The sequence below is a fragment of the Flavihumibacter cheonanensis genome (assembly GCF_022352215.1).
GTDB lineage: Bacteria > Bacteroidota > Bacteroidia > Chitinophagales > Chitinophagaceae > Flavihumibacter > Flavihumibacter cheonanensis.
In genome coordinates this window covers 998350-1020574 of record NZ_JAKRWF010000001.1, presented here as the reverse complement: position 1 = coordinate 1020574, position 22225 = coordinate 998350, and the positions used below count along the sequence as shown (strand labels likewise).

The window sequence follows — 22225 nt, the reverse complement described above, 5'->3', positions numbered from 1 at the left end:
AGGGTTATCGCACGATCACCGTTCCCAGCTGTTGTAATAACTCTTTTTCCATCTGCTTTAAGGCCTGATGTGTTTGAAGCAGGGTAATTTGCTCATCCTCACTATGTGGTTGTTCAAGGTCTTTCTGGTTCTCTTCCATCATACGTTTGATCTTACGTAGTTTTAGATAACGCAAGGTTGCCAGCACTTCCTCCTTGTACGTTTCGTCCCTGCTCGAAACCGGTAAGCGGAATTTATTTTTCCATTTATCACTCACTTCATAGGGGAACTCCATGAGCGAAACCACCAGTGCACTCATAGCCTGATTCTCCATATAATAGAAATGCCGTGGAGTAGGTTCCATACCTGCCTGGTACCAGGTTTTGTATGTTTCAGCAATTTCCCATAATTGTTTATTGTCAAAAAACTCCTCATCATCCAGCTCTTCAAAGAGGAAATCTGCCACCCGTTTCTCATTCTCCCAGGGCTTTAAGCCAAATTCGATTAATGCACGGATAACCGCTTTTTCCTGCAATTCATCTTTCTGGAGCAGGAAAAAACTTTCATCGTAGGGTTCGACCGCTTCTTGATTCCCGTCGAAATAAGGAGCATCTGTATCAGGTGCGGCCTTCGCTTCCAGCTTCTGGATTTTCTCCCGGATAAACTTATTCACCAGGTTGTTTAATCCGGCTTCTTCAATTTTCAGTAAAGCAGCGCATTGCCGGATATAATCCTGTTGTTTGGTGAAATCTTCCGCTTTGTTGATCCTGGATAAGGTTTCTGCAATCTGATTCACAACCGCCGCTTTTTTCTGACTATCATTACCGGCATCCTGAAGGGAAACTTCGACCTGGAAAAGGATAAAATCTTTTTTATTATCAGCAACAAATTGACGGAAAGCTTCCGCACCCACCTTTTTTACATAACTGTCCGGATCTTCTTTATCAGGAATCAGCACCAACTTAACATTCAGACCTTCTTCGAGCGCCATATCCAACCCCCGAAGTGCTGCTTTTACTCCAGCCGCATCGCCATCATAAACAATGGTGAGATTATTGGTGTATTTTTTTACGAGTCGGATTTGATCCGTAGTAAGGGAAGTCCCCCCACTGGCTACCACATTTTCAACTCCTGCCTGGTGCAGAGAAGTAACATCCGTATACCCTTCCACCAACAGGCATTCATCCAGTTTATCCATTACCTGTCGTGCGAAATACATGCCATATAAAATCCTGCTTTTGACATAAATTTCATTTTCAGGCGTGTTGATATACTTGGGAGCCCGATCGTTCTTCTTAATGATCCGCGCACCAAACCCAATCACTTTTCCCGTGGTATTATGTACTGGGAAAATGATCCGGCCGCGGTAGTTATCCACCAGCTCCTCGTTTCTGAGTGCCGCCAGTCCGGATTTAATAAGTAGTTCGCGGTTGTATTGTTTGGCTACTGCTTCCTGCACAAATGCTGTTCGATCCTCTTTGCAATAGCCAATCTGAAATTTTTCTATGATCGCATCAGTAAACCCTCGTTCTTTCAGGTAAGCAAGACCAATAGTCTGACCTTCTTCATCTTCCAGCAGTGTTTTGGAGAAATACTGCTGAGCAAAATTATTCAGGATAAAAAGACTATCGGCAACCTGTAGCTGCTGGCGCTTTTCGGCACTTACTTCCGTTTCTTCTACTTCTATATTGTATCGATTGGCCAGCCATCGTAAAGCCTCCACATAGGAAAACTTCTCATGCTCCATCAGGAAACTGATCGTATTACCACTTTTGCCACAACCGAAACATTTATAGATCTCTTTATTGGCAGAAACAGTAAAACTGGGTGTCTTTTCATTGTGAAATGGGCAGAGGCCCAGGTAATTCGTTCCCCTCTTTTTTAGTTTCACATAAGAGCCCACCACATCAATAATGTCAATTCTATTCAGAATTTGCTGTATGGTAGTTTGAGAGATCATGGGGGAGGGCAATTTACACCTTATTTCAACTAGTTTTGCGCTTCAAATTTTGTTGCTATGATTCCTTACTGGATGTCGAGAACCCAGCTACTATTGGGTGATGAACCGATTGGAAAACTTATGGCTAGTCACGTGCTGGTTGTCGGGTTAGGAGGAGTTGGTGGAATTTGCGCTGAAATGATCGCGAGATCCGGGGTAGGAAAGATGACCATTGTAGATGCTGACACAGTTGACCTCAGCAATGGCAACCGACAGATTCCGGCCCTGCATTCCACCGCAGGGAAATTGAAAGCGGAAGTAATGGCAGCACGTCTTCGGGATATCAACCCGGAGTTGGATCTGACCGTTCTCCCAACTTATATGGAAAAAGAAAAAGCTTCAGAACTGGTTCAATCTGCCCCATACGATTATATTGTCGACTGCATAGATACCCTGTCCCCTAAAGTGATACTGCTCAAAGCCTGCGTAGAAGCCGGAATTCCGGTGGTAAGTTCTCTGGGAGCAGGAGGGAAACTGGATCCCTCACAGGTTACCATCGCGCCGCTGGAAGAGTCAAAAGAGTGTACGCTGGCCCGTTATGTGAGAAAGCGTTTGCATAAACACGGCATTTACAAAGGAATCACAGTGGTTTATTCCCCCGAAAAAATCGATCCGGAAAAAGTAATCGTAACTGAGAAAGCCTATCCCAAAAAATCCCTGATTGGCACCATTTCCTATATGCCGGCAATTTTTGGATGCCAATGCGCGAGTGTTGTTATTCGGGCATTAATCCAATCAGAAAAAAAGAGATTAAAGGATTTTGGATTTTAAGTCTTCCAGGCTCACAATTCCCTGCTGTTGCCAAACCAGCTGCCCCTTCTTGTACACAAAAAAATGTGGTAACGCATCTACTTTGAGTTGCTTCATCAATTCCGTATGAACGCCAGCGTCAATTTGCGCCAGTTTGAATTGAGCAGGGAGATCCTGTTGTAATTGTTTTAATACCGGTTCCATTTTACGGCAGGGAGGACACCAACTGGCTCCTGCATCTACCAAAACCACATCCGCAGAGCGAATCAGATTCTCAAACTCTGCACTGCTCATTTGTTTGGTTGCTTCCTGTTGCTCAACCGGGAGTCCCTGTTTTTTCCAGGCATTCAATCCGCCTACCATTTCCGTAACCTGGAACCCTTTTTTACGTAGCATTTTTGCCGCATCCGCACTCCTTACACCACTTGCACAATAAATATAAATGGGCTTAGCCAGGTCCAGATGTTGCGTACGTGTTGCAAATTCCTGGCTATTCAGCCAGTCTGCCTGCAAAGCTCCTTTTATATAACCACCTTTGAATTCTTCTGCAGTACGAACGTCCAGCAATTGGTAATTCTTACCTTCCTTTAATAAAGCCTGGAATGCTGCAGGCGAAACGGATTTTCCGGATTGCCCATTCAGGTTGCAGCTCCAGCAAACAGCAGCCAGCAAAAAAATACCTAACCAGGTTTTCATGTGTGTTCTTATTTTTCAGCTACAAAGTTAGTGATCCCTTTCAGCTCTTCAATCACATGGTATACTATCGGACATCTGCCATAATGCATGAGGGTGCTGAAAATACGATCGCGGAACCCACCCTTGTGTAGTCCGGGAAATTCACGGCATTCTGCAAACCGGTCTTCATAAACCGTGCACTTATTTTCATGCAGAAAATGGCAGGGAATGGTATTGATGATCAATTGTCCGCCCATACTTTCTTCCAAATGAGAATCCTTTAACTCAGCAAGTGTACAACCCAAACGATCTGCCAGGTTACTGGCTTCCTGCGGGGTTACATTGATCATCAGGCTCCTGCAACAATTGCCACAGGCCGTGCAATCAATTTTTTCTGATATCCGGAAATTCAGGTCATGAACCAATTCATCAAGGTTACCAGTATAGGCTCCAAGAAAGCGTCTGAACTGTTCATTCTCCAATAACCGATCATCTGACTCTGTAGCTATAAATCCGAGGTCGATGGGGTAGGTGGAGGAATTATTCATCCTCCTCCTCCCATTCTTCTTCTTCCTCCTCTTCGTCGTATAGAGACAAGACAGCAGATGCACTTTCATAATCCAGCTCCTCCACAATTTCTTCTATCGGGTCGGTTCTCTTCTTCCAGAAATCCTCCTCAATTTGTCCGAAACTCCGGAGCAGCATACACTTGTCAGTCAGTGCCAGTACCGAGATCAATTCAATATCGGTATCTTTTTCGCCTCTCAGCAGGTAAAAATTACCTGGTTGTAAGTCAGCATAAGTTGCCATATAATTTGTTTTACGGGTCTCTACCTAATCCGGCTTATTCCTCCCCATCCTCATAATAGGCATCTTCACTGCTGTAATAGGCCGCTTGCCATTCTTTAATTTTCTCTTCCGACAATAACTCCAGGATTTCATGAATGGAATCCTGTTTTTTTCTCCATTCAGTTGTTTCCGTCTCCCCAAACCTGGTTATGAACAGACAGTAATCAGTTTCCAGATTCACTTTAATCAGTGAAATAGGACCTTCCGGCTGCTCCTGGATCAGGTAATAACAACTCGTCTCCAATAAGGAATAGTTATACATACGCTACAATTTTTCAACAATTAAACTAATATAACGGGTTGTAAATCAGAACTATACGGGTTAGTATCGGGCCGTATGGTTAAGGCTCTGCCGTGGGTTAGTAAGAAGGCAGTTGAAGCTTGTTAACCGGTGCGGGAGATCAAAAATAGGATTAATCCTGCAGCTCTGCAACGGGGTTTTAACCTTGCTTCAAATTTAATTAAGAGTTAATTTATCTTCCTTGATTTTCAATTAGTTAGTTCTAATTGTGGGTTATCCACAGCCGTGCAGAAAGCTGGTGTGGCCAGATGGTCCTACTTTTTTATATTTGCCCGCTTGAGCAGTATAGATCGTAAGGCAGCTATAAAATCGAAAGTGTATGGCAGAAATTAGTAAAAAAGGAGCGGAGTATACCGAAGATTCAATCAGAAGCCTCGACTGGCGGGAACATATCCGGCTACGACCCGGTATGTATATTGGTAAGCTGGGAGATGGCAGTAGTGCGGATGACGGTATATATGTTTTAATCAAGGAAGTGCTCGACAACTGTATCGATGAACACATGATGGGGTATGGAAAGCAGATCGAAATTACTATCAAAGACCGTTCTGTAACGGTTCGAGACTATGGTCGTGGCATTCCTCTGGGAAAGGTTGTAGATGTGGTAAGCAAGATCAATACCGGAGCCAAATACGACAGCAAAGCCTTTCAGAAAAGCGTAGGACTAAACGGCGTTGGTACCAAAGCAGTAAACGCGCTCAGCACCTATTTCAAAGTAACTGCCTTTCGCGAAGGCAAAGAAAAGACAGCGGAATTTGAACGCGGTGTGCTTACCAAAGAACATAAGGAAAGCAGCACCCAACAAGCCAATGGCACCCAGGTTCAGTTTTTTCCGGATGATACTGTCTTCAGAAATTTTCATTTCCAGGAAGAGTATATCGAAAACCTGCTTTGGAATTATTGTTTCCTCAATGCCGGACTTGTGATCGTTTTCAATGGCAAAAAATTTGTCAGCAAAAACGGTTTGCTGGATCTGCTGCAGCGTAAAACCAATGAAGATGAATTGCGCTATCCAATCATCCATCTGAAAGGTGAGGATATTGAAGTGGCGGTTTCTCACAATAATGATTACGGAGAAGAGCTGTTCAGTTTTGTAAACGGTCAGCATACCACGCAGGGAGGGACCCATCAGCAAGCATTTCGGGAAGCCTATGTAAAAGTTATCCGTGATTTTTTTAAGAAAGATTACGAAGCTGCAGATATCCGGGCCAGCATTGTTGCGGCAGTCGCAGTTCGCGTAGTGGAACCCGTTTTCGAATCACAGACCAAAACCAAACTTGGTTCGCAATACATTGAAGAAGGTGGACAGAGCATGAAGAATTTTGTTCTGGAATTTCTCGCCAGGGAACTGGATAATTTCCTGCACAAACATCCTTCAACCACAGAAGCGCTTAAGAAACGAATTGAACAAAGTGAGCGGGAACGAAAAGAACTCGCCGGCATCAAAAAGCTCGCCAATGAAAGGGCCAAGAAAGCCAATCTGCATAACAAAAAGCTGCGCGATTGCCGGTTTCATTATAATGAGGAGCCCACAGGAAAAGACAAGGAAGCTGTTGCACAGAAACAACGTGAGAGTACCATCTTTATCACGGAGGGTGATTCAGCAAGCGGCTCCATTACCAAGGCGCGCAATGTGGAAACCCAGGCTGTGTTCAGCTTAAGAGGTAAGCCCCTTAACTGCTTTGGACTTACCAAAAAAGTGGTGTATGAAAACGAGGAATTCAACCTGTTGCAACATGCGTTAAATGTAGAAGATGGGATCGAAAACCTGCGCTATAATAATATAGTAATTGCCACCGATGCAGACGTGGACGGTATGCATATCCGGTTGCTGCTGATGACATTTTTCCTTCAGTTTTTTCCTGACCTGGTAAAAAACGGGCATGTCTATATATTGGAAACACCCTTATTCCGTGTCCGGAATAAACAGGAAACCATTTACTGTTATGATGAGTCCGAAAAACAGGCAGCTATCAAAAAACTTGGGAACAAGCCCGAAATCACCCGATTTAAAGGTTTGGGTGAAATATCACCGGATGAATTCGCCCGTTTTATCGGCGAAGACATGCGCAAACAACCTGTGCTGGTGATGCCGGAAACCCATATCCAGCAATTGCTGGAATATTATATGGGAAAAAACACACCGCAACGGCAGGATTTTATTATCGACAACCTTAAGATTGAACTGGACCTGGCAGAAGAACTGCCTCAATAATTTATGGAATCATGATTCATATTGTTTTCAATGAACCGGATATCGCTGTTTTGAAACAGGCGATTGAAATGGACGAAAGCCTGCAGGGTGAAGTATTGCTGATCCGCGACGACTATGCTGTTGGACCTATCCAGGATTTATACCGGGGGGAAGGGCGGGAAGCCCGATTAACCTGGTGGAAAGAAGTATTGGCGGGTGGCGACTATGAGAGTAAAATAGAATCATCCGAAGTAGACGATTACAAAACTGTAGCAGAGCTGGTCGGCACGCTCCGCCGTAATCCGGAAGAAATTGTCTGGATCTGGGCCGCCCAGAATAAACATGATGTAAGCGGATACTACTGGCTGCTGCATTTCATGAAAGAGTTCCAGGCAAGAATATTTATTTTGTATTTGAACAACCTGCCATTCCTGAATGAAAAAGGTCAGTTATTTTATCCAACCTGGCTAAGCACCATCCCCCCCAAAGAATACTTAAAAGCAAAAAAACTGGCCAGACCCATTACCTTAAGTGAATTTGAAGTGGATCCGGATGAATGGCTGAAACTGGCTGCCGAAAATAAAGGTGTACGTATCCTGGAAGGAGGTAAAAAACTGACTCAGTATGAGTACGATTATTATGATGCCGACCTGCGTAAATTCATAACAGCGGATTGGCAGAAAGCCAGTAAAATCATCCACCAGTTTCAGTCCAAAAACAAACAGACTACCGGTGATGCATACCTGCTTTGGCGTTTGAAAACACTGGTTGCAAAAGGTGGCCTTGAAGTACAGGGCGAACTCAAAAACATGAAAGATTTTGAATTGAAACTGACAGGCGCTCCTGTTACTGAAACAGCATGATTCAGGCGGTTCACCATATAGCCATTATCGCAGGTGATTACCAGCGCAGTAAAAAATTTTATACGGAACTGTTGGGTTTGAAGCCAATAAGGGAAGTATACCGAAAAGAACGTAATTCCTGGAAACTGGATCTGGCACTAAATGATCAGTATATAATAGAACTTTTCTCTTTTCCGGATCCGCCTGCAAGGCCAAGTCAGCCGGAAGCCAGGGGCTTGCGTCATCTTGCTTTTGCGGTCAAGGACCTCGAGCAGGTAGTCGATTTCCTGCAACAAAAAGGAGTACAAGTTGAACCCATCCGTACAGATGAATACACCGGAAAAAGATTCAGTTTTTTCCAGGATCCGGACGGTTTACCATTGGAACTGTATGAACAATAAATAAGAAAGGACAATGTCGAAAGGGAAACAAAACGAAAGCTATTTGCAGGATTCAGGGGTACAGGGACAGTACAAAAACTGGTTCCTGGACTACGCTTCCTATGTTATATTGGAACGTGCGGTACCTGCTATTGAAGACGGATTAAAACCAGTGCAGCGCAGGATTCTGCATGCCATGAAGGAAATGGATGATGGCCGTTTTAACAAGGTAGCCAATATCATCGGGCAAAGCATGCAGTACCATCCCCACGGAGATGCCAGTATTGGAGACGCACTGGTGAACATGGGGCAAAAAGACCTGCTCATTGAAACCCAGGGAAACTGGGGTGATGTGCGCACGGGAGATGATGCTGCCGCGCCACGTTATATTGAAGCCCGACTGAGCAAGTTCGCCCTGGAAGTTGCCTTCAATGCAAAAACTACGGAATGGCAACTGAGTTACGATGGTCGTAAAAACGAACCCATCACCCTTCCGATGAAATTCCCATTGCTGCTCGCTCAGGGTGCGGAAGGGATTGCAGTAGGGTTATCCACCAAAATTCTACCCCATAACTTTTGTGAGCTGATAGATGCATCCATCAAATACCTGAAAGGAAAGCGATTTGAAATCTTTCCCGATTTTCAAACAGGGGGTATGATTGATGTTACCAACTATAACGAAGGAAAAAGGGGAGGAAAAGTAAGGGTTAGAGCTATCATTGAAGAGTTTGATAAGAAGACGCTGCTGATTAAAAGCGTTCCTTATGGGGTTACCACATCCGGATTGATCGACTCAATCATTAAAGCCAATGACCAGGGTAAGATCAAGATCAAAAAAGTAACAGATAATACAGCCGCTGATGTAGAGATCCAGGTAGATCTTGCTCCAGGCATATCACCGGATATTACAATTGATGCCTTGTACGCTTTCACGGATTGTGAAATCAGTATTTCTCCCAATGCCTGCGTAATTGTAGATCAGAAACCACGATTCCTCAGTGTACAGGACCTGCTCATTAATGCCACAGATAATACCAAAGAGTTACTCCAAAAGGAACTACAGATCAAACTGGGAGAACTGGAGGAAAAGTGGCATTATACCTCCCTGGAAAAAATCTTCTTTGAAGAAAAGATTTACAAGGAGCTGGAAAAAAAACATGAAACCTGGGAAAAAGTACTGGAAGCCATTTCCAAAGGATTCGCCCCCTTTAGAAAACAACTGAAGCGGGATATCACACGGGAAGATATTCTCAAACTAACAGAGAAGCCTGTCCGCAGAATTTACCGGCTGGATATTGAAGAACTAAACAACCAGATAAAAGGACTGGAAGGAGATATCAAACAGGTTAAATACGACCTGGATCACCTGACAGAATTTGCTATCGCCTATTACGAAAACCTCCTGAAGAAATTCGGAAAAGGCCGCGAACGCAAAACAGAGATCAAACCTTTTGAAGCGATTCAGGCCAAGCAGGTTGCCATCGCCAATACCAAAGTCTATGTTAACCGGAACGATGGCTTCATTGGCACCTCCCTGAAAAAGGACGAACTGGCATTTGAATGTTCCGACCTGGATGATATCATTGTTTTTACCCGCAGAGGCTTGATGAAAGTGGTTCGTGTAGGAGAGAAAGTCTACATTGGAAAAGACATCATTCATGTAGCTGTCTTCCAGAAAAACGATGAACGGACAACCTATAATATGATCTATGTTGATGGTGGTACTGGAACCAGTTTTGCAAAGCGTTTCAATGTAACAGGTATAACCCGCGACAAAGAATATGATCTCACTAAGGGATCAGATAAAAGTAAAGTACACTATTTCACTGCTAATCCAAATGGCGAAGCGGAAGTAGTAAGCATTGTTTTGAGTCCGAACTGTTCCGCCCGAAACAAATCCTTCGAATTCTATTTTGAGGAAATGGAAATAAAGGGCAGGGGTGCTATCGGTAACCAGGTAACCAAATACCCGATCAAATCTGTTAAACTGAAAGAAGCAGGCAAATCAACCCTTAGTGCCATCAAACTCTGGTTTGATGATAAATTCGGACGCTTAAATACGGAAGAAAAGGGGCAGTACCTGGGTAATTTTGACGGGTCTGAAAAGCTGTTGGTTGTATATGAAGATGGTAATTATGAATTGACCGATCTGGAGATGACTCAACGTTTTGATCCGGAGAAAATCCTGCTGTTGGAAAAATTTAATCCGGAAAAAGTCATTACTGCAGTGTATCTCGACAATGAAAAGCTTCAATTTAACATCAAGCGATTCAAAATTGAAACGTCCACATTGCAGAGTAAGTTTCTCTTTATTAAAGAAGGAAAAGGAAACCGACTGGAAGCTATAACCACCCAGAGCAAACCTGTACTATTGATCCATTCAGGCAGGGGAGCGCAAAGTCGTACGCAGAAAATCAAAGTAGCCGACTTCATTGATGTAATGGGTTGGAAAGCGGTTGGAAATAAACTGGCCGATTTCACTAAAACCACCGAAATGGAGTGGGAAAAGCCCCTGGAAGATGATGGTCCGCAAGGAAATCTTTTCCTGGATAATTAAGTAATCCTCCAATAAAAAGGCCGGCCTTCCATCAGAAAGCCGGCCTTTTATGTCTCACGTCTCACATCTGACGTCTCACTTCTTCACCTCTTTCTTCCTTATCCTCACCGAACCATTCTGCTGCAAGTTACTGGACAGGAATACTTCTTGCGGCGTATCACCATCATATACTACCATGAGTGCTGTATTTGGTGGAATTCTTCCCAGGTTCTCTGCAAACATGGCAAGGTCATGGAATTCTTTTGTTGGATCCAGTTTAATGTAGATGGTTGTCGCTTTTGCAGAGATCATTTGTTTCTCCAATATCGGCGTTCCATTCAGGAATACAGATATACTATCGCCGTCAATATCTCCATTATCATAGAAACTCACCCGTATTGAATCTGAGGAAACTTTCAGTTCAGAAGTAACGATGGTCTGGCGTTGTTTAAATCTTGAGATCAAAGAATTAGCATCCAAACTTGGGCCTTTAACAGTTTCTCTGGCAAGTCCCGGTAAGGTAGTTGCTTTCCGGATCTCCGGACCATCTTCATCATCCATAACAATTACATCTTCCACAGATGGTTGCCAAACCTTTTTGGCAAGTCCTTCATTGATCACGGAGTCCTCCTGTACAAGAGAATCAAGCGAGAATAACACCCTTAACTCCGGGCAAGTATATTTATACTGGCCCTCCGACAAAAAATTACCACGTACGAAACTACCTACCTTGGATACCCGAAGCGTACCTTCAAAACTCATATTACAGGTTACACCATCAATGGAGTTTTCCTTATAAAAGACAACCGGTATGTCTTTGATAGTAACCAGGCGAGTCTTGGGATCATAGGTCCCTTTTACATAAAAGCTTTGGTAACCATTCCGGAAATAATATCCGAAAATGCCCTCTACTTTATTCCCCTTCTGTTTGATGATAAGTTGGGTGAGATAGTTGTTGAACGTGCCATCCAGCACCACGTCGGCCTTTCCATACCAGCTACCAGCCAGCGTTTGCGCCTCTGAACGAAGGCCAATACACAATAAGGATATCAGAATTAAACGATGCATAGGGTCAAATTAATGAAAAAACACAGTAATAATGGACTTTTACTATAGGATATTTTACATACAATAAATTACTTTACGTAACGTTTTAGGTCGCGCTCCACGTCTCTTTTTTTGATTGTTTCCCGCTTATCGTAGAGTTTTTTACCCTTTCCTAAACCAATCTCGATTTTGGCCAGGTTATGGTCATTGAAAAAGATTTTAAGCGGTACAATAGTGTACCCCTTTTCCTTGATTTTAGCCTCCAGTTTGCGTAACTCTTTCTTTTTCAATAATAATTTTCTCTCCTGAGTAGGCTCATGGCGTTGGGTAGTGCCAAAAGCATAATCAGAAATATGAAGGTTTTTAACGTATAACTCCCCCTTGTGAAACTGGCAATAGGCATCATTGAAACTGACTTTGCCGGCTCTAAGCGATTTTACCTCCGTTCCCACCAATACAATACCTGCCACATAGGTGGTTTCAAAAAAATATTCATGAAAGGCTGACCGGTTCCTCAATTCCACAACAACTCCTTTCTTTCTACTTAATTATTAAATAGGACAAGCAGGGTATTCAGCCGCTCTTTCAGTTCTTTGCGGTCTACGATGAAGTCCAGGAATCCATGCTCCAGCAAAAATTCACTACGCTGGAATCCTTCCGGAAGATCTTTTTTGATGGTTTCCTTGATTACGCGCGGACCAGCAAAGCCAATTAAAGCACCTGGTTCTGCTATATTCAGATCTCCCAACATACCAAAAGAGGCGGAAATACCACCAAAAGATGGGTCTGTAAGGAATGATATATAGGGAATGCGGGCATCTGTCATTTGCGATAATTTTCCAGATACTTTGGCTAACTGCATCAATGAAAAGGCGCTTTCCATCATACGGGCACCGCCTGACTTACAAATGATCATGAGAGGTGTGGAGTGATCCAGACAATAGTCCACTGCCCTTGAGATTCGCTCGCCCATCACACTTCCCAGTGATCCGCCGATGAATTCAAAATCCATACAGGCAATTACAATGGGTTGATCATTTATCTTTCCGGCAGCCACGCGGATAGAATCAGTAATATCGGTTTTGCTCCAGATTTCCTGTAAGCGCTTCTCATAAGGTTTGAGATCCGTAAAACCAAGGTAATCTTTGGAACGGATGTTTTCAAACATCACCTGCATGGTTCCTTGATCAAATACAATATCAAAATACTCGTCGCTGCCTATACGGTGGTGGTAATTACATTTCGGACAAACGAATAACTGCTCCCGCAGCTCATTCATGGTACAGATAAAATTACATTCCGGACATTTGGTCCAAAGACCTTCCGGTGTTTCCTTCTTCTCTGCGGTACTAGTCAGAATTCCTTTCTTTATCCGCTTAAACCAACTGGACTTTGTTTCTTCAGATTGACCTTCTTCGCCAGCCAGGTTCGCATCAAAATCTTCTTCATGTTGTGGTGCCATGCTACGAAAATGTTTTGAAGCGGCTAAGATAAGAAACCTCCGCCTATTTTATTTTCTTTCAGTCGGTACCACTGGAATACTATTTGGAATATAGGGCTGAACCCACCCTTTACGCCAGCTATTAGGAATGAAATACGTTACCGTTTCGGGGATTTTTACCATCGGCATTTCAACCGGTTTTAGTTTTCCTGGATCACTATCCAATAGGGACAGATTCCCCCATTGTCCGGGTCTGAAATAAATAGGGATGCTATCTATCACCTTGTATTTTTCAGATGGAAACTGATAACCGGTCTGGCTATTTGCATCTAAAACTAGTAAGACCAGACCTGGTAGTAACAACCAGGATCGAAACATGCGTTTCTTTTAAAGAGTACAAAAGCAGCTTACGAGCTGCTTTTGAAAACTTAATTACCTCATTTTTTTATACAGATTAATAAGCCCATTGGTACTGCTGTCGTGTGAATTCACCGGGGCATCATCCTCTAATTCCGGCAGAATTTTATTTGCCAGCTGTTTACCCAATTCTACGCCCCACTGATCAAAACTGTAAATGTTCCAGATAATCCCCTGTACAAAAATCTTATGCTCATAAAAAGCAATTAATTGTCCTAATGTAAAGGGATTCAGCTCTTTAACTAAAATTGAATTGGTTGGTTTATTACCTTCAAAAACTTTGAAAGGCAGCAGTTCGGCAATCTTTTCCGATGGCATTCCAGCTTTCTCCAGTTCTACCCGGGCTTCTTCTTCCGACTTTCCATTCATCAACGCTTCCGTTTGGGCAAAGAAATTGGAGAGCAGTTTCTGGTGGTGATCACCAATCGGATTGAATGATTTCGCTGCTGCAATAAAGTCACAGGGGATAAGAGGTGTACCCTGGTGGATCAGTTGATAAAATGCATGTTGCCCATTGGTACCTGGTTCTCCCCAGATAATCGGCCCAGTTGCATAGTTCACTTTATTTCCGTTGCGATCTACCGATTTACCATTGCTTTCCATATTCCCTTGCTGGAAATAGGCAGGGAAGCGGTGCATGTACTGGTCATATGGCAGAATAGCTTCCGTTTGAGCTCCAAAAAAATTTGTGTACCAAATTCCGGTTAAGGCCATGAGCACCGGTATATTATTTTCAAACGGAGTAGTACGGAAATGCTCATCCGCAGCATAGGCTCCTTTCAGTAATTCCTCAAAAGCAGGGTAACCGATGGTCAAGGCAATAGATAACCCAATGGCACTCCACAAAGAATAACGACCACCCACCCAATCCCAGAAGCCAAACATATTGGCTTTATCAATCCCGAATTTTACTACTTCTTTCTCATTGGTGGAGAGGGCAGCAAAATGACGGGCAATATCCTTTTCGGATGCTCCCGATTGTAGAAGCCAATTCCTGGCAGTATGCGCATTGGTCATGGTTTCCTGCGTGGTAAAGGTTTTGGAGGCAATCAGGAAAAGGGTTTGTTCCGGATCAATTTTCTTCAATGTTTCAGAGATATGCGTACCATCAACATTGGAAACAAAATAAGGCTGAATGCCTTCTTTACAGAAGGGCTTGAGCGCTTCCGTTACCATTAATGGTCCTAAATCACTCCCCCCGATACCAATATTTACAATGAAACGAATCTTTTTTCCGGTATATCCTTTCCAGCTTCCCGTATGGACCTCCTCACAGAACCTGCGCATCTGCTGCTGAACTGCCAGCACATCCGGCATTACATCCCTGCCTTCTGTTAGTACCAGCCTGCCGGAAAAATTACGCAAAGCGGTATGCAACACAGCCCTGCCTTCGGTTTTATTTATGAGTTCACCATTGAACATGGCCCTGATAGCCTCATCGAGTTGGCATTCGGTTGCCAGCTCAAGGAGCAATTGCCAGGTTGTTTCGGTAATCCTGTTTTTGGAAAAATCAATCAATAACTCCTGATGGCGACGTGAAAATTTGTCAAATCGCTGCGGATCAGCCTGAAACAGGCTGCGCATGGTTTGGTCTTTAATGGATTCAAAATGTTGCTTAAGCCCTTTCCAGGCCTTGGTAGAACTCGGGTTAATGGTTGGTAACATGTTGTTAGTTTGCTTGCAAAAGGACTAAGTTACAATTCATTCAATACTTGCAGCAGGCGATCTGTCATAGCTTGGGTGATATCCAGATGAGTTACCATCCGGATCTGGGTTGCAGAGATCGCCAGGCAATGAATGTCATACTGCTTTAAGGTATCTACCAGCGTCGCTGCCGTGAACCGCCCCTTTACTTCAAAGATGACCAGGTTGGTTTCAACAGGTAGGATCGTACCGATATAATCTTTGCTTGCCAGCAATGCTGCAATTTCACGGGCATGCTCATGGTCTTCCTCCAGGCGTTCAATATGATGATCCAGCGCATAAATGGCTGATGCTGCCATAAAGCCTGCCTGCCGCATACCACCACCAAATACCTTGCGAACTCTCCGTGCCTGGCGAATGAAATCGCGGCTTCCCAGTAAAACTGAACCAATCGGACACCCCATCCCTTTATTGAAGCAAACTGATATACTGTCAAATGTTTCACCATATTGCCTGGCTGTTTGTCCGGTTGCTACCAGGGCATTAAACAACCTGGCACCATCCAGGTGCAAGGCCAGTCCATTGATCTGACATACCTGTTTAATGGCCATGATGTAATCCCAGTTATAGCAGGATCCGCCACCCCGGTTACTCGTATTCTCCAGACAAACCAGGGAGGTTCGGGCTTTGTGCACATCATCCGGATTTATGGCCGATACTACCTGGTCGGCAGTTATTCGTCCACGGTTACCAGCCAGGGCTTTTACCTGTGAGCCGGAATGAAAGGCAATTCCTCCACCTTCATATATGTAAACATGAGCCTGTTGTTCGCAGATGACTTCATCACCCGGACGGGTATGAACTTTTATAGCTACCTGGTTACTCATAGTGCCGGTAGGACAAAAAAGCGCGGCTTCCATGCCAAAAAGGCTTGCCATACGAGATTCCAGTTCATTAACGGAAGGGTCTTCCCCAAAGACATCATCACCCACTTCTGCACGGGCAATAGCATCCAGCATGCCAGGGGTAGGTTTCGTAAACGTATCAGAACGAAGATCAATTTTCATGGGCCAAATATACATTTCGAATGCTTTTTGATCGTGGAATTAGTGATTGCATGTCATATCAAAAGCAATAAAGTGCTTAATTAATCGCCATATTTTTAAGCGTATATTTATCACTATATTTTTATTTTACAATAAGATTAGATATTTTATATATTTTATTTATTATCGATATTTAAATAGGAGCCTCAATATTGTGCAAAAGAAGTACAGAATTATCCTGTCAGATTGAACATTGACCTCCTCCAAGTTGAAATCAATCCTATATATTTGCTTCCCTCTAAAATTGGATAATTGTGCGCCTTAAGAGCTTAGAAATAAAGGGTTTTAAAAGTTTTGCCGATAAAACCGTCGTTCATTTCGACCAGAATATCACAGGTATTGTGGGTCCGAATGGTTGCGGCAAGAGTAATATCATCGACAGTATCCGGTGGGTAATTGGCGAACAGAAGATCAGCCAGTTGCGCTCGGAGAACCTGGACAGCCTGGTGTTTAATGGCTCCCGTACCCGTTCTGCATCTGGTTTGGCGGAAGTAAGCCTGACTTTTGAGAACACAAAAAACCTGCTACCAACCGAGTTTAATACGGTTACCATTACCCGAAAATTTTATAAAAGCGGGGAAAGCGAATACCGCCTGAACGATGTTAGCTGCCGGCTGAAAGATATCCAGAACCTATTTATGGATACCGGTGTAAGTACCGATAGCTATAGCATCATTGAATTGGGTATGGTGGATGACCTGATTAAGGATAAGGATAACAGTCGACGTCGTATGCTGGAACAGGCCGCCGGCATCTCCATCTACAAAACCCGAAAAAAGGAAGCCCGCCAAAAACTGGATGCCACTGAACAGGATTTGGCCAGGATTGAAGATCTCTTATTTGAAATCAACAACCAGTTGAAGACCCTGGAAAACCAGGCAAAAAAAGCTGAGAAGTATTACGAGATAAAAAAAGATTACAGGGAGATTTCCATCGAGCTGGCAAAAGCAGCATTAGAAGGATTCAATCTGACCTATCGTGATCTGAACGAGCAGACCAATGCCGAAACGGATAAGAAAGCACAACTGGATGCAGTTATAGCCCAGGAAGAAGCAGCACTGGAGCAGGAAAAATTGGATTTCATTGAAAAGGAACGGCAATTGCAATCCCTTCAATACACGTTTAACGAATTGCTCCAACAATTACGGACAAAGGAAAACGAAAAGAACCTGGCCTCACAGCGCTTGAATTTCCTTCGCGAAAAAGAAGGCAGTCTGCAGGATTTTCTGCAGAAAAGTGATGGCCAGTTGAAAGGGCTGGAAGAAAGCATCACATTCAGTGCCAAACAGGTAGAAGAGGAGGAAGGCAAACTGGAAACCTTTGAATCACAACTGGAAGGATATAAAGCAGATGTAGAGGAAAAGCGCAGCCAGTTTGATGCCCAGCGGCAGGCTGTAGATGCCATCCGAAGTGAAAACCTTCAGATCCAGCGCAGCCAGTTTGAAGCAGAAAAGAAAGTGGCTGTGGCAGATACATCCATATTAAATTTACAACGAAGCATTCATCAGATAGAAGAGGAGCGCGAATTAAGAGGTAGTCAGTTAAAACAACTGGAAGAAGAAAGAACAGAGAAAGAGCAGGAATTAGAAGGAAAACAAAAAGACCTGCAGCAGTTGCAGGAGCATCATGAGCGTACGCGTGAACAAATCCTGCAAACCCAACAGGAACTGGAACAATTGAGACAGAAGCTGGCAGAAGAGAACAGGCTGCTGGATGCACGCAAAAACGAACATGACCTCCTGAAAAGCCTGATTGATTCCATGGAAGGCTATCCGGAAAGTGTCAAATTCCTGCACAACAATCCGAACTGGAATCACCAGGCACCCATTCTATCCGATATTATTTATGTTAAGGAAGAATACCGGGCAGCAGTAGAAAACGTACTGGAACCTTATCTTAACTATTACGTAGTTAACAACCTGAAAGAAGGATTGCAAGCCATTCATTTACTGGACGAACACAAAAAAGGGAAGGCAAATTTCTTTCTGCTCGATCAGTTTGGAGATGCCGCTACCAATACGAGTGTGCCAGCAGGAACCTTACCGGCCTTATCTGTAATTGAAGTTGATGCCACGTATCAATCACTGGCCTATCATTTACTGGGTAATGTATTTATTGCGGAGGATGAATCCGCTTTGGAAAACAGCAATGGACATATCATCCTGGAAAAGACAGGTAAATATGTAAAAGGAAAATACTCCATCATTGGAGGTAGTGTTGGGTTATTTGAAGGGAAAAAGATCGGTCGCGCTAAAAATCTGGAAAAACTCAGTGAAGAAATTCATTCCCAGGAGCAGGTGGTTGCTGGTATCCGTCAAACTATCCAGGAGAAACACAACGAAGTGATCGGGTACAATGAACAGCTGAAAGAACAGGCGATTAAACAAACCCAACAGGAAATCAACCAATTGACCAACCAGGTTTTTGCCTTGCAAAATAAAGTAGAAAACCTGCATGCCTTGCAATCCACCAGTCGCAATCGGCTGGAAGAATTACAACAGCAGTTGGAAACAAGTCAGCAATCCATTTCAGGAACCCGTTCCGAATTAACGGAGTTGCTGCAATCAATTGAAGAAACAGGCTCCCGGCTGGTTGAGATTGAACAATCCTATAAAACCGCAGAGCAGGAATACAACAGTGCCAATGCGGTGTACAATGAATTCAACTTATCACTGACAAGACAGCAGAGCCGGATTAATTCGATCAAACAGGAACTGGAATTTAAACGCAACCAGTTGAACGATCTGACCAACCAGATCGAAATCAACAGCAGCCAGTTGAAGCAGGTGTCGGAAGATATCACTGCAAGCGAGAGCTTACTGAACCAGGCGGAAGAAGGATTACTGGAAATGATGAGAAAGAAGGAGGAAGATGAGAAAGTATTGAACCAGGCGGATCAGGCTTATTATACTATTCGTAATCACCTCAATGAAAAAGAATCCGCACTTCGTAGCAAAGTCAAGGAGAAAGACCAGCTGGAACATTCACTGGGAGCCATCAAAGACCGGTTGAATGAATTGAAACTTCAACTGGCAGGTATGAAAGAGCGATTACAGGTAGAGTTTCGCATCAACCTGGATGATATCATTGATCAGCCAAGAACTTCAGAAATACCGGCTGAAGAATTGCAGGAAAAATCCGAGCGTATGAAAAAGCGCCTGGAGAACCTGGGCGAGGTAAACCCGACAGCAATTGAGGCGTTTACAGAAATGAAAAAGCGCTATGAATTCATACTGGAACAAAAGAATGATCTCGTTTCTGCAAAAGACAGCCTACTGCAAACCATTGCAGAAGTAGAAAGTACTGCCAATCAGAAATTCCTCGATACGTTTAATCAGGTAAAAGAGAATTTTATAAAGGTATTTAAAGCCCTGTTTACGGAAGAAGACCAGTGCGACCTGATCCTGGAAAATCCGGAGAACCTGGCTGAAACAGGAATTGATATTATCGCAAAACCAAAAGGGAAACGTCCTTCTTCCATCACCCAATTAAGCGGGGGAGAAAAAACACTGACAGCAACTGCCCTGCTCTTTGCAATCTATCTGATTAAACCGGCACCCTTCTGTATTCTCGATGAGGTGGACGCACCATTGGATGATGCAAACGTGGGCAAATTCACTAATATGATTCGTCGTTTCAGTGAAGAAAGCCAATTTATTATAGTAACACACAACAAAATGACCATGAGCGCCGTTGATGCAATTTATGGCGTAACCATGCAGGAACCGGGAGTAAGTAAATTAGTACCGGTAGATTTTAGAAATTTGAATTAAACTCCTATATTTAAGTATTAGTAACCGTCCAACCTGTTAAAGCATCTCCCTTAGGAGGTGCTTTACTTTTTTAGAAATCGAGGAATTTTACGATTGCAGGAAAAGCAGCTCCATTGTATTTTGGTACTGGAGGTTGTATCTTGTTTTTCACCAGTTCATAACCGCACGCCACAGGTGTGCGGTTTTTTTTAATTTTAACGCCACACCAAAAGATCAAGCTATGCGTACTATCGTACTGCTGCTCCTATCCAATATTTTTATGACCATTGCCTGGTATGGACACCTGAAGCAAAAAGGACTCCCGCTTTGGAAAGCCATTCTGATTGCCTGGGGTATTGCCTTCTTCGAATATTGCCTGATGGTACCGGCTAACAGGATGGGATATGCGAACGGATTTTCCGGGTTCCAGTTAAAAATGACACAGGAAGTAATCACGCTGGTTGTCTTTGCTGTGTTTGCTGTCCTCTATCTGAAAGAACCGTTTCGCTGGAACTACCTGGTTAGTTTTGTCTTCTTGCTCGGAGCCGTTTATTTTATGTTCAAAAAATAATCAGAGATAGAGGTAATAGGGTCTTAATAGACGGCTGAATGCTGCTGAATAATTTCCATTTTCCCTGATGTCAATGGTTGTTACCTGGATCTTGCAGGCTGTATTTTTTTGAAACAGACAAAAAGACCGGAAGGGTGCATGTTTTTCTGTCTGGCACACATTCATCCGCTTATACAGCTGGAAGTTGCTGGTTGCATTTTTCGCCAACAGTGATTCAGCTCTCAGATAAGGAAGCAGGATTGCGAAATAACCATTCTCAGTTGTTAGCTCCTCCGCCAGTTGAAGGAGAGAAGAAAGATCCAGGTTGCTTTCGTGTTTTGCCTTGTTGAGTCGTGCATCCGGCGATAATAAAGACTGTTCAAAAAAAGGCGGATTGCTAAATACCAACGAATAGGCGCGGGGAAAGGAATACCCGAGAGCATCACCCTGAAAAATCTGTAATCTTGAGGTCCAGGGCGATATTTCAAAATTTGCTTTAGCCTGTTTTGCAGCTGGTATATCCAGTTCGATGGCATCCAGTTTCGCAGTGGTTGTTTCCTGGGCCAGCATCAGGCTCAGCAACCCCGTTCCGGTTCCAATATCAAGAGCTGACCCCATGTCTTTGCCACGAAATTCCTCTGCCAGCCAGGCCCCAAACAAACTGGCTTCCGTACATACTTTCATAGCACAATCTTCCTGATTGACACGAAAGGATTTGAATTGAAAATAGGTATTCGCCAAAATAGAGCAGGGTTGTGTATTACCAGCCAGCGCGGGCGGTTGGGGTTACAGAAAGATCGGCAAAATCCTTTCCCAGGAATTTGTAGTAGGCAGCCAGCGCAATCATAGCGGCATTATCTGTACAGTAGGGCAGGGCCGGGTAATAGGTTTTCCATCCATATTTTTTTCCCATTTGTTCCAGGCCGTTTCGCAGTCCGGAATTGGCAGAAACACCTCCTGCCAGGCATATTTCCTTAATACCAGTTTCGAACGCGGCCTTTTTTAACTTGTTCAGTAAAATAGATACGATGCGATCCTGAATAGAGGCACAGATATCAGGCAAGCGGTCTTGTATAAACGAAGGATTTGCTTGTTGGTGTTCCTGGATAAAATACAGAATGGCTGTTTTCAATCCGGAGAAGCTGAAATTCAGACCAGGGATTTGTGGTTCTGGAAACCGGAACGCTTTCGGGTTTCCTTTTTTTGCGTATACATCTATCAGTGGTCCGCCAGGGTAAGGAAGTCCCAATAGCTTGGCCGATTTATCAAATGCTTCACCAGCAGCATCATCAATGGTTTCACCGATAACTTTCATAGTAGTGGGTGATTCCGCCAGCACCAGTTGAGTATGCCCCCCACTAACCGTAAGGCATAAAAACGGAAAGCGGGGTTTGGGGTCATCGATCAGGTTAGCAACTACATGCGCCTGCATATGATGAACAGTAATAAGCGGCTTATTAAGAGCCAGGGCAATTGACCTGGCAAATTGTGCCCCTACCAATAGCGCACCAATCAATCCCGGTGCCTGCGTAAACGCGATAGCATCCAGTTCTTCCAGTGCGACACCTGCCTGCTGCATCGCCTGGTCTACCACAGGAACAATGTGTTGCATGTGCGCGCGACTTGCCAATTCGGGAACTACACCGCCGTATTGCTCATGTACCTTTTGGGTGGCAACAATATTGGAAAGTACCTGCCCATCTTTACAAATCGCTGCAGCTGTTTCATCACAGGAACTTTCAATAGCTAAAAGAAGTGGCATA

20 protein-coding genes are annotated in these 22225 nt (G+C 43.7%); 7 read left to right on the top strand and 13 right to left on the bottom strand.

Annotated elements, in window-relative coordinates; translation table 11 throughout:
- Nucleotides 1-4 precede the first annotated feature (4 nt).
- Nucleotides 5-1939, bottom strand: coding sequence for a DNA primase (gene dnaG / locus MD536_RS04465; RefSeq protein ID WP_239596182.1), 1935 nt, complete (start codon nt 1937-1939; stop codon nt 5-7).
- 57 nt (nt 1940-1996) lie between these two features.
- Here dnaG and MD536_RS04460 point away from each other — a divergent pair, with 57 nt between their 5' ends.
- Nucleotides 1997-2749, top strand: coding sequence for a tRNA threonylcarbamoyladenosine dehydratase (locus tag MD536_RS04460; RefSeq protein ID WP_239596180.1), 753 nt, complete (start codon nt 1997-1999; stop codon nt 2747-2749).
- Here MD536_RS04460 and MD536_RS04455 read toward each other — a convergent pair.
- The 4 genes from MD536_RS04455 to MD536_RS04440 are packed head-to-tail and all read right to left on the bottom strand — an operon-like array spanning nt 2729 to nt 4514.
- Nucleotides 2729-3424 (bottom strand): thioredoxin domain-containing protein, encoded by a 696-nt coding sequence (locus MD536_RS04455; RefSeq protein ID WP_239596179.1) that lies wholly within the window; start codon nt 3422-3424, stop codon nt 2729-2731. The two genes, MD536_RS04460 and MD536_RS04455, sit on opposite strands and share 21 nt — an antisense overlap.
- Before the next feature lie 8 nt (nt 3425-3432).
- Complete coding sequence (locus MD536_RS04450; RefSeq protein WP_239596177.1) at nt 3433-3951, bottom strand: YkgJ family cysteine cluster protein; 519 nt, start codon at nt 3949-3951, stop codon at nt 3433-3435.
- On the bottom strand, nt 3944-4213 hold the full coding sequence (locus tag MD536_RS04445; protein WP_239596168.1) for a hypothetical protein: 270 nt from the start codon (nt 4211-4213) through the stop codon (nt 3944-3946). The genes MD536_RS04450 and MD536_RS04445 overlap by 8 nt, the downstream gene beginning before the upstream one ends.
- Before the next feature lie 34 nt (nt 4214-4247).
- Entirely contained in the window at nt 4248-4514 is a 267-nt protein-coding gene (locus MD536_RS04440; RefSeq protein ID WP_234863567.1) for a hypothetical protein, read from the bottom strand.
- A 358-nt stretch (nt 4515-4872) separates the two neighbouring features.
- Here MD536_RS04440 and MD536_RS04435 point away from each other — a divergent pair, with 358 nt between their 5' ends.
- From MD536_RS04435 to MD536_RS04420, 4 genes are read left to right on the top strand one after another with little or no spacing between them, the layout of a single operon-like run.
- Entirely contained in the window at nt 4873-6768 is a 1896-nt protein-coding gene (locus MD536_RS04435) for a DNA topoisomerase IV subunit B (protein WP_239596166.1), read from the top strand.
- Between the two features lie 11 nt (nt 6769-6779).
- Nucleotides 6780-7610 carry a DUF1835 domain-containing protein gene (locus MD536_RS04430; protein ID WP_239596164.1) on the top strand — a complete coding sequence of 277 codons (831 nt, stop codon included), beginning with the start codon at nt 6780-6782 and terminating at the stop codon, nt 7608-7610.
- Nucleotides 7607-7990, top strand: coding sequence for an SMU1112c/YaeR family gloxylase I-like metalloprotein (gene gloA2, locus MD536_RS04425; protein ID WP_239596162.1), 384 nt, complete (start codon nt 7607-7609; stop codon nt 7988-7990). The genes MD536_RS04430 and gloA2 overlap by 4 nt, the downstream gene beginning before the upstream one ends.
- Nucleotides 7991-8003: 13 nt before the next feature.
- Complete coding sequence (locus tag MD536_RS04420) at nt 8004-10526, top strand: DNA gyrase/topoisomerase IV subunit A (protein WP_239596160.1); 2523 nt, start codon at nt 8004-8006, stop codon at nt 10524-10526.
- 75 nt (nt 10527-10601) lie between these two features.
- Here MD536_RS04420 and MD536_RS04415 read toward each other — a convergent pair whose 3' ends face one another.
- The 6 genes from MD536_RS04415 to MD536_RS04390 form a co-directional block, all read right to left on the bottom strand.
- Entirely contained in the window at nt 10602-11573 is a 972-nt protein-coding gene (locus tag MD536_RS04415; protein ID WP_239596159.1) for a hypothetical protein, read from the bottom strand.
- 68 nt (nt 11574-11641) lie between these two features.
- On the bottom strand, nt 11642-12076 hold the full coding sequence (gene smpB / locus MD536_RS04410) for an SsrA-binding protein SmpB (RefSeq protein WP_239596158.1): 435 nt from the start codon (nt 12074-12076) through the stop codon (nt 11642-11644).
- Between the two features lie 20 nt (nt 12077-12096).
- Nucleotides 12097-13014, bottom strand: a complete 918-nt coding sequence (gene accD, locus MD536_RS04405) for an acetyl-CoA carboxylase, carboxyltransferase subunit beta (protein ID WP_239596157.1) — start codon at nt 13012-13014, stop codon at nt 12097-12099.
- A 48-nt stretch (nt 13015-13062) separates the two neighbouring features.
- The gene (locus tag MD536_RS04400; protein ID WP_239596156.1) at nt 13063-13371 is read right to left on the bottom strand and encodes a hypothetical protein; all 309 of its coding nucleotides are present in this window, start codon (nt 13369-13371) and stop codon (nt 13063-13065) included.
- A 54-nt stretch (nt 13372-13425) separates the two neighbouring features.
- A complete protein-coding gene (gene pgi / locus MD536_RS04395) occupies nt 13426-15075 on the bottom strand; it encodes a glucose-6-phosphate isomerase (RefSeq protein ID WP_239596155.1) in 1650 nt (549 codons plus the stop codon).
- Nucleotides 15076-15104: 29 nt separating this feature from the next.
- Nucleotides 15105-16121 carry a threonine aldolase family protein gene (locus tag MD536_RS04390; RefSeq protein ID WP_239596154.1) on the bottom strand — a complete coding sequence of 339 codons (1017 nt, stop codon included), beginning with the start codon at nt 16119-16121 and terminating at the stop codon, nt 15105-15107.
- 293 nt (nt 16122-16414) lie between these two features.
- Here MD536_RS04390 and smc point away from each other — a divergent pair, with 293 nt between their 5' ends.
- Nucleotides 16415-19933, top strand: a complete 3519-nt coding sequence (gene smc, locus MD536_RS04385) for a chromosome segregation protein SMC (RefSeq protein WP_239596153.1) — start codon at nt 16415-16417, stop codon at nt 19931-19933.
- Nucleotides 19934-20153: 220 nt separating this feature from the next.
- Nucleotides 20154-20483, top strand: coding sequence for a DMT family protein (locus MD536_RS04380; protein ID WP_239596151.1), 330 nt, complete (start codon nt 20154-20156; stop codon nt 20481-20483).
- On the opposite strand, the gene MD536_RS04375 is transcribed toward MD536_RS04380, so the two are convergent.
- Together MD536_RS04375 and tsaD are read right to left on the bottom strand one after the other, a co-directional pair.
- Nucleotides 20484-21146: a tRNA1(Val) (adenine(37)-N6)-methyltransferase gene (locus MD536_RS04375; protein WP_239596149.1), complete on the bottom strand. Its 663-nt coding sequence runs from the start codon at nt 21144-21146 to the stop codon at nt 20484-20486.
- Between the two features lie 76 nt (nt 21147-21222).
- Nucleotides 21223-22224, bottom strand: coding sequence for a tRNA (adenosine(37)-N6)-threonylcarbamoyltransferase complex transferase subunit TsaD (tsaD, locus tag MD536_RS04370; RefSeq protein ID WP_239596147.1), 1002 nt, complete (start codon nt 22222-22224; stop codon nt 21223-21225).
- Between the last annotated feature and the right edge of the window lies 1 nt (nt 22225).

Bases quoted from the DNA above. Each gene is read 5' to 3' on its own strand.
- dnaG (WP_239596182.1), bottom strand. From the start codon at position 1,939: ATGATCTCTCAAACTACCATACAGCAAATTCTGAATAGAATTGACATT.
- MD536_RS04460 (WP_239596180.1), top strand. From the start codon at position 1,997: ATGATTCCTTACTGGATGTCGAGAACCCAGCTACTATTGGGTGATGAA.
- MD536_RS04455 (WP_239596179.1), bottom strand. From the start codon at position 3,424: ATGAAAACCTGGTTAGGTATTTTTTTGCTGGCTGCTGTTTGCTGGAGC.
- MD536_RS04450 (WP_239596177.1), bottom strand. From the start codon at position 3,951: ATGAATAATTCCTCCACCTACCCCATCGACCTCGGATTTATAGCTACA.
- MD536_RS04445 (WP_239596168.1), bottom strand. From the start codon at position 4,213: ATGGCAACTTATGCTGACTTACAACCAGGTAATTTTTACCTGCTGAGA.
- MD536_RS04440 (WP_234863567.1), bottom strand. From the start codon at position 4,514: ATGTATAACTATTCCTTATTGGAGACGAGTTGTTATTACCTGATCCAG.
- MD536_RS04435 (WP_239596166.1), top strand. From the start codon at position 4,873: ATGGCAGAAATTAGTAAAAAAGGAGCGGAGTATACCGAAGATTCAATC.
- MD536_RS04430 (WP_239596164.1), top strand. From the start codon at position 6,780: ATGATTCATATTGTTTTCAATGAACCGGATATCGCTGTTTTGAAACAG.
- gloA2 (WP_239596162.1), top strand. From the start codon at position 7,607: ATGATTCAGGCGGTTCACCATATAGCCATTATCGCAGGTGATTACCAG.
- MD536_RS04420 (WP_239596160.1), top strand. From the start codon at position 8,004: ATGTCGAAAGGGAAACAAAACGAAAGCTATTTGCAGGATTCAGGGGTA.
- MD536_RS04415 (WP_239596159.1), bottom strand. From the start codon at position 11,573: ATGCATCGTTTAATTCTGATATCCTTATTGTGTATTGGCCTTCGTTCA.
- accD (WP_239596157.1), bottom strand. From the start codon at position 13,014: ATGGCACCACAACATGAAGAAGATTTTGATGCGAACCTGGCTGGCGAA.
- MD536_RS04400 (WP_239596156.1), bottom strand. From the start codon at position 13,371: ATGTTTCGATCCTGGTTGTTACTACCAGGTCTGGTCTTACTAGTTTTA.
- pgi (WP_239596155.1), bottom strand. From the start codon at position 15,075: ATGTTACCAACCATTAACCCGAGTTCTACCAAGGCCTGGAAAGGGCTT.
- MD536_RS04390 (WP_239596154.1), bottom strand. From the start codon at position 16,121: ATGAAAATTGATCTTCGTTCTGATACGTTTACGAAACCTACCCCTGGC.
- MD536_RS04380 (WP_239596151.1), top strand. From the start codon at position 20,154: ATGCGTACTATCGTACTGCTGCTCCTATCCAATATTTTTATGACCATT.
- MD536_RS04375 (WP_239596149.1), bottom strand. From the start codon at position 21,146: ATGAAAGTATGTACGGAAGCCAGTTTGTTTGGGGCCTGGCTGGCAGAG.
- tsaD (WP_239596147.1), bottom strand. From the start codon at position 22,224: ATGCCACTTCTTTTAGCTATTGAAAGTTCCTGTGATGAAACAGCTGCA.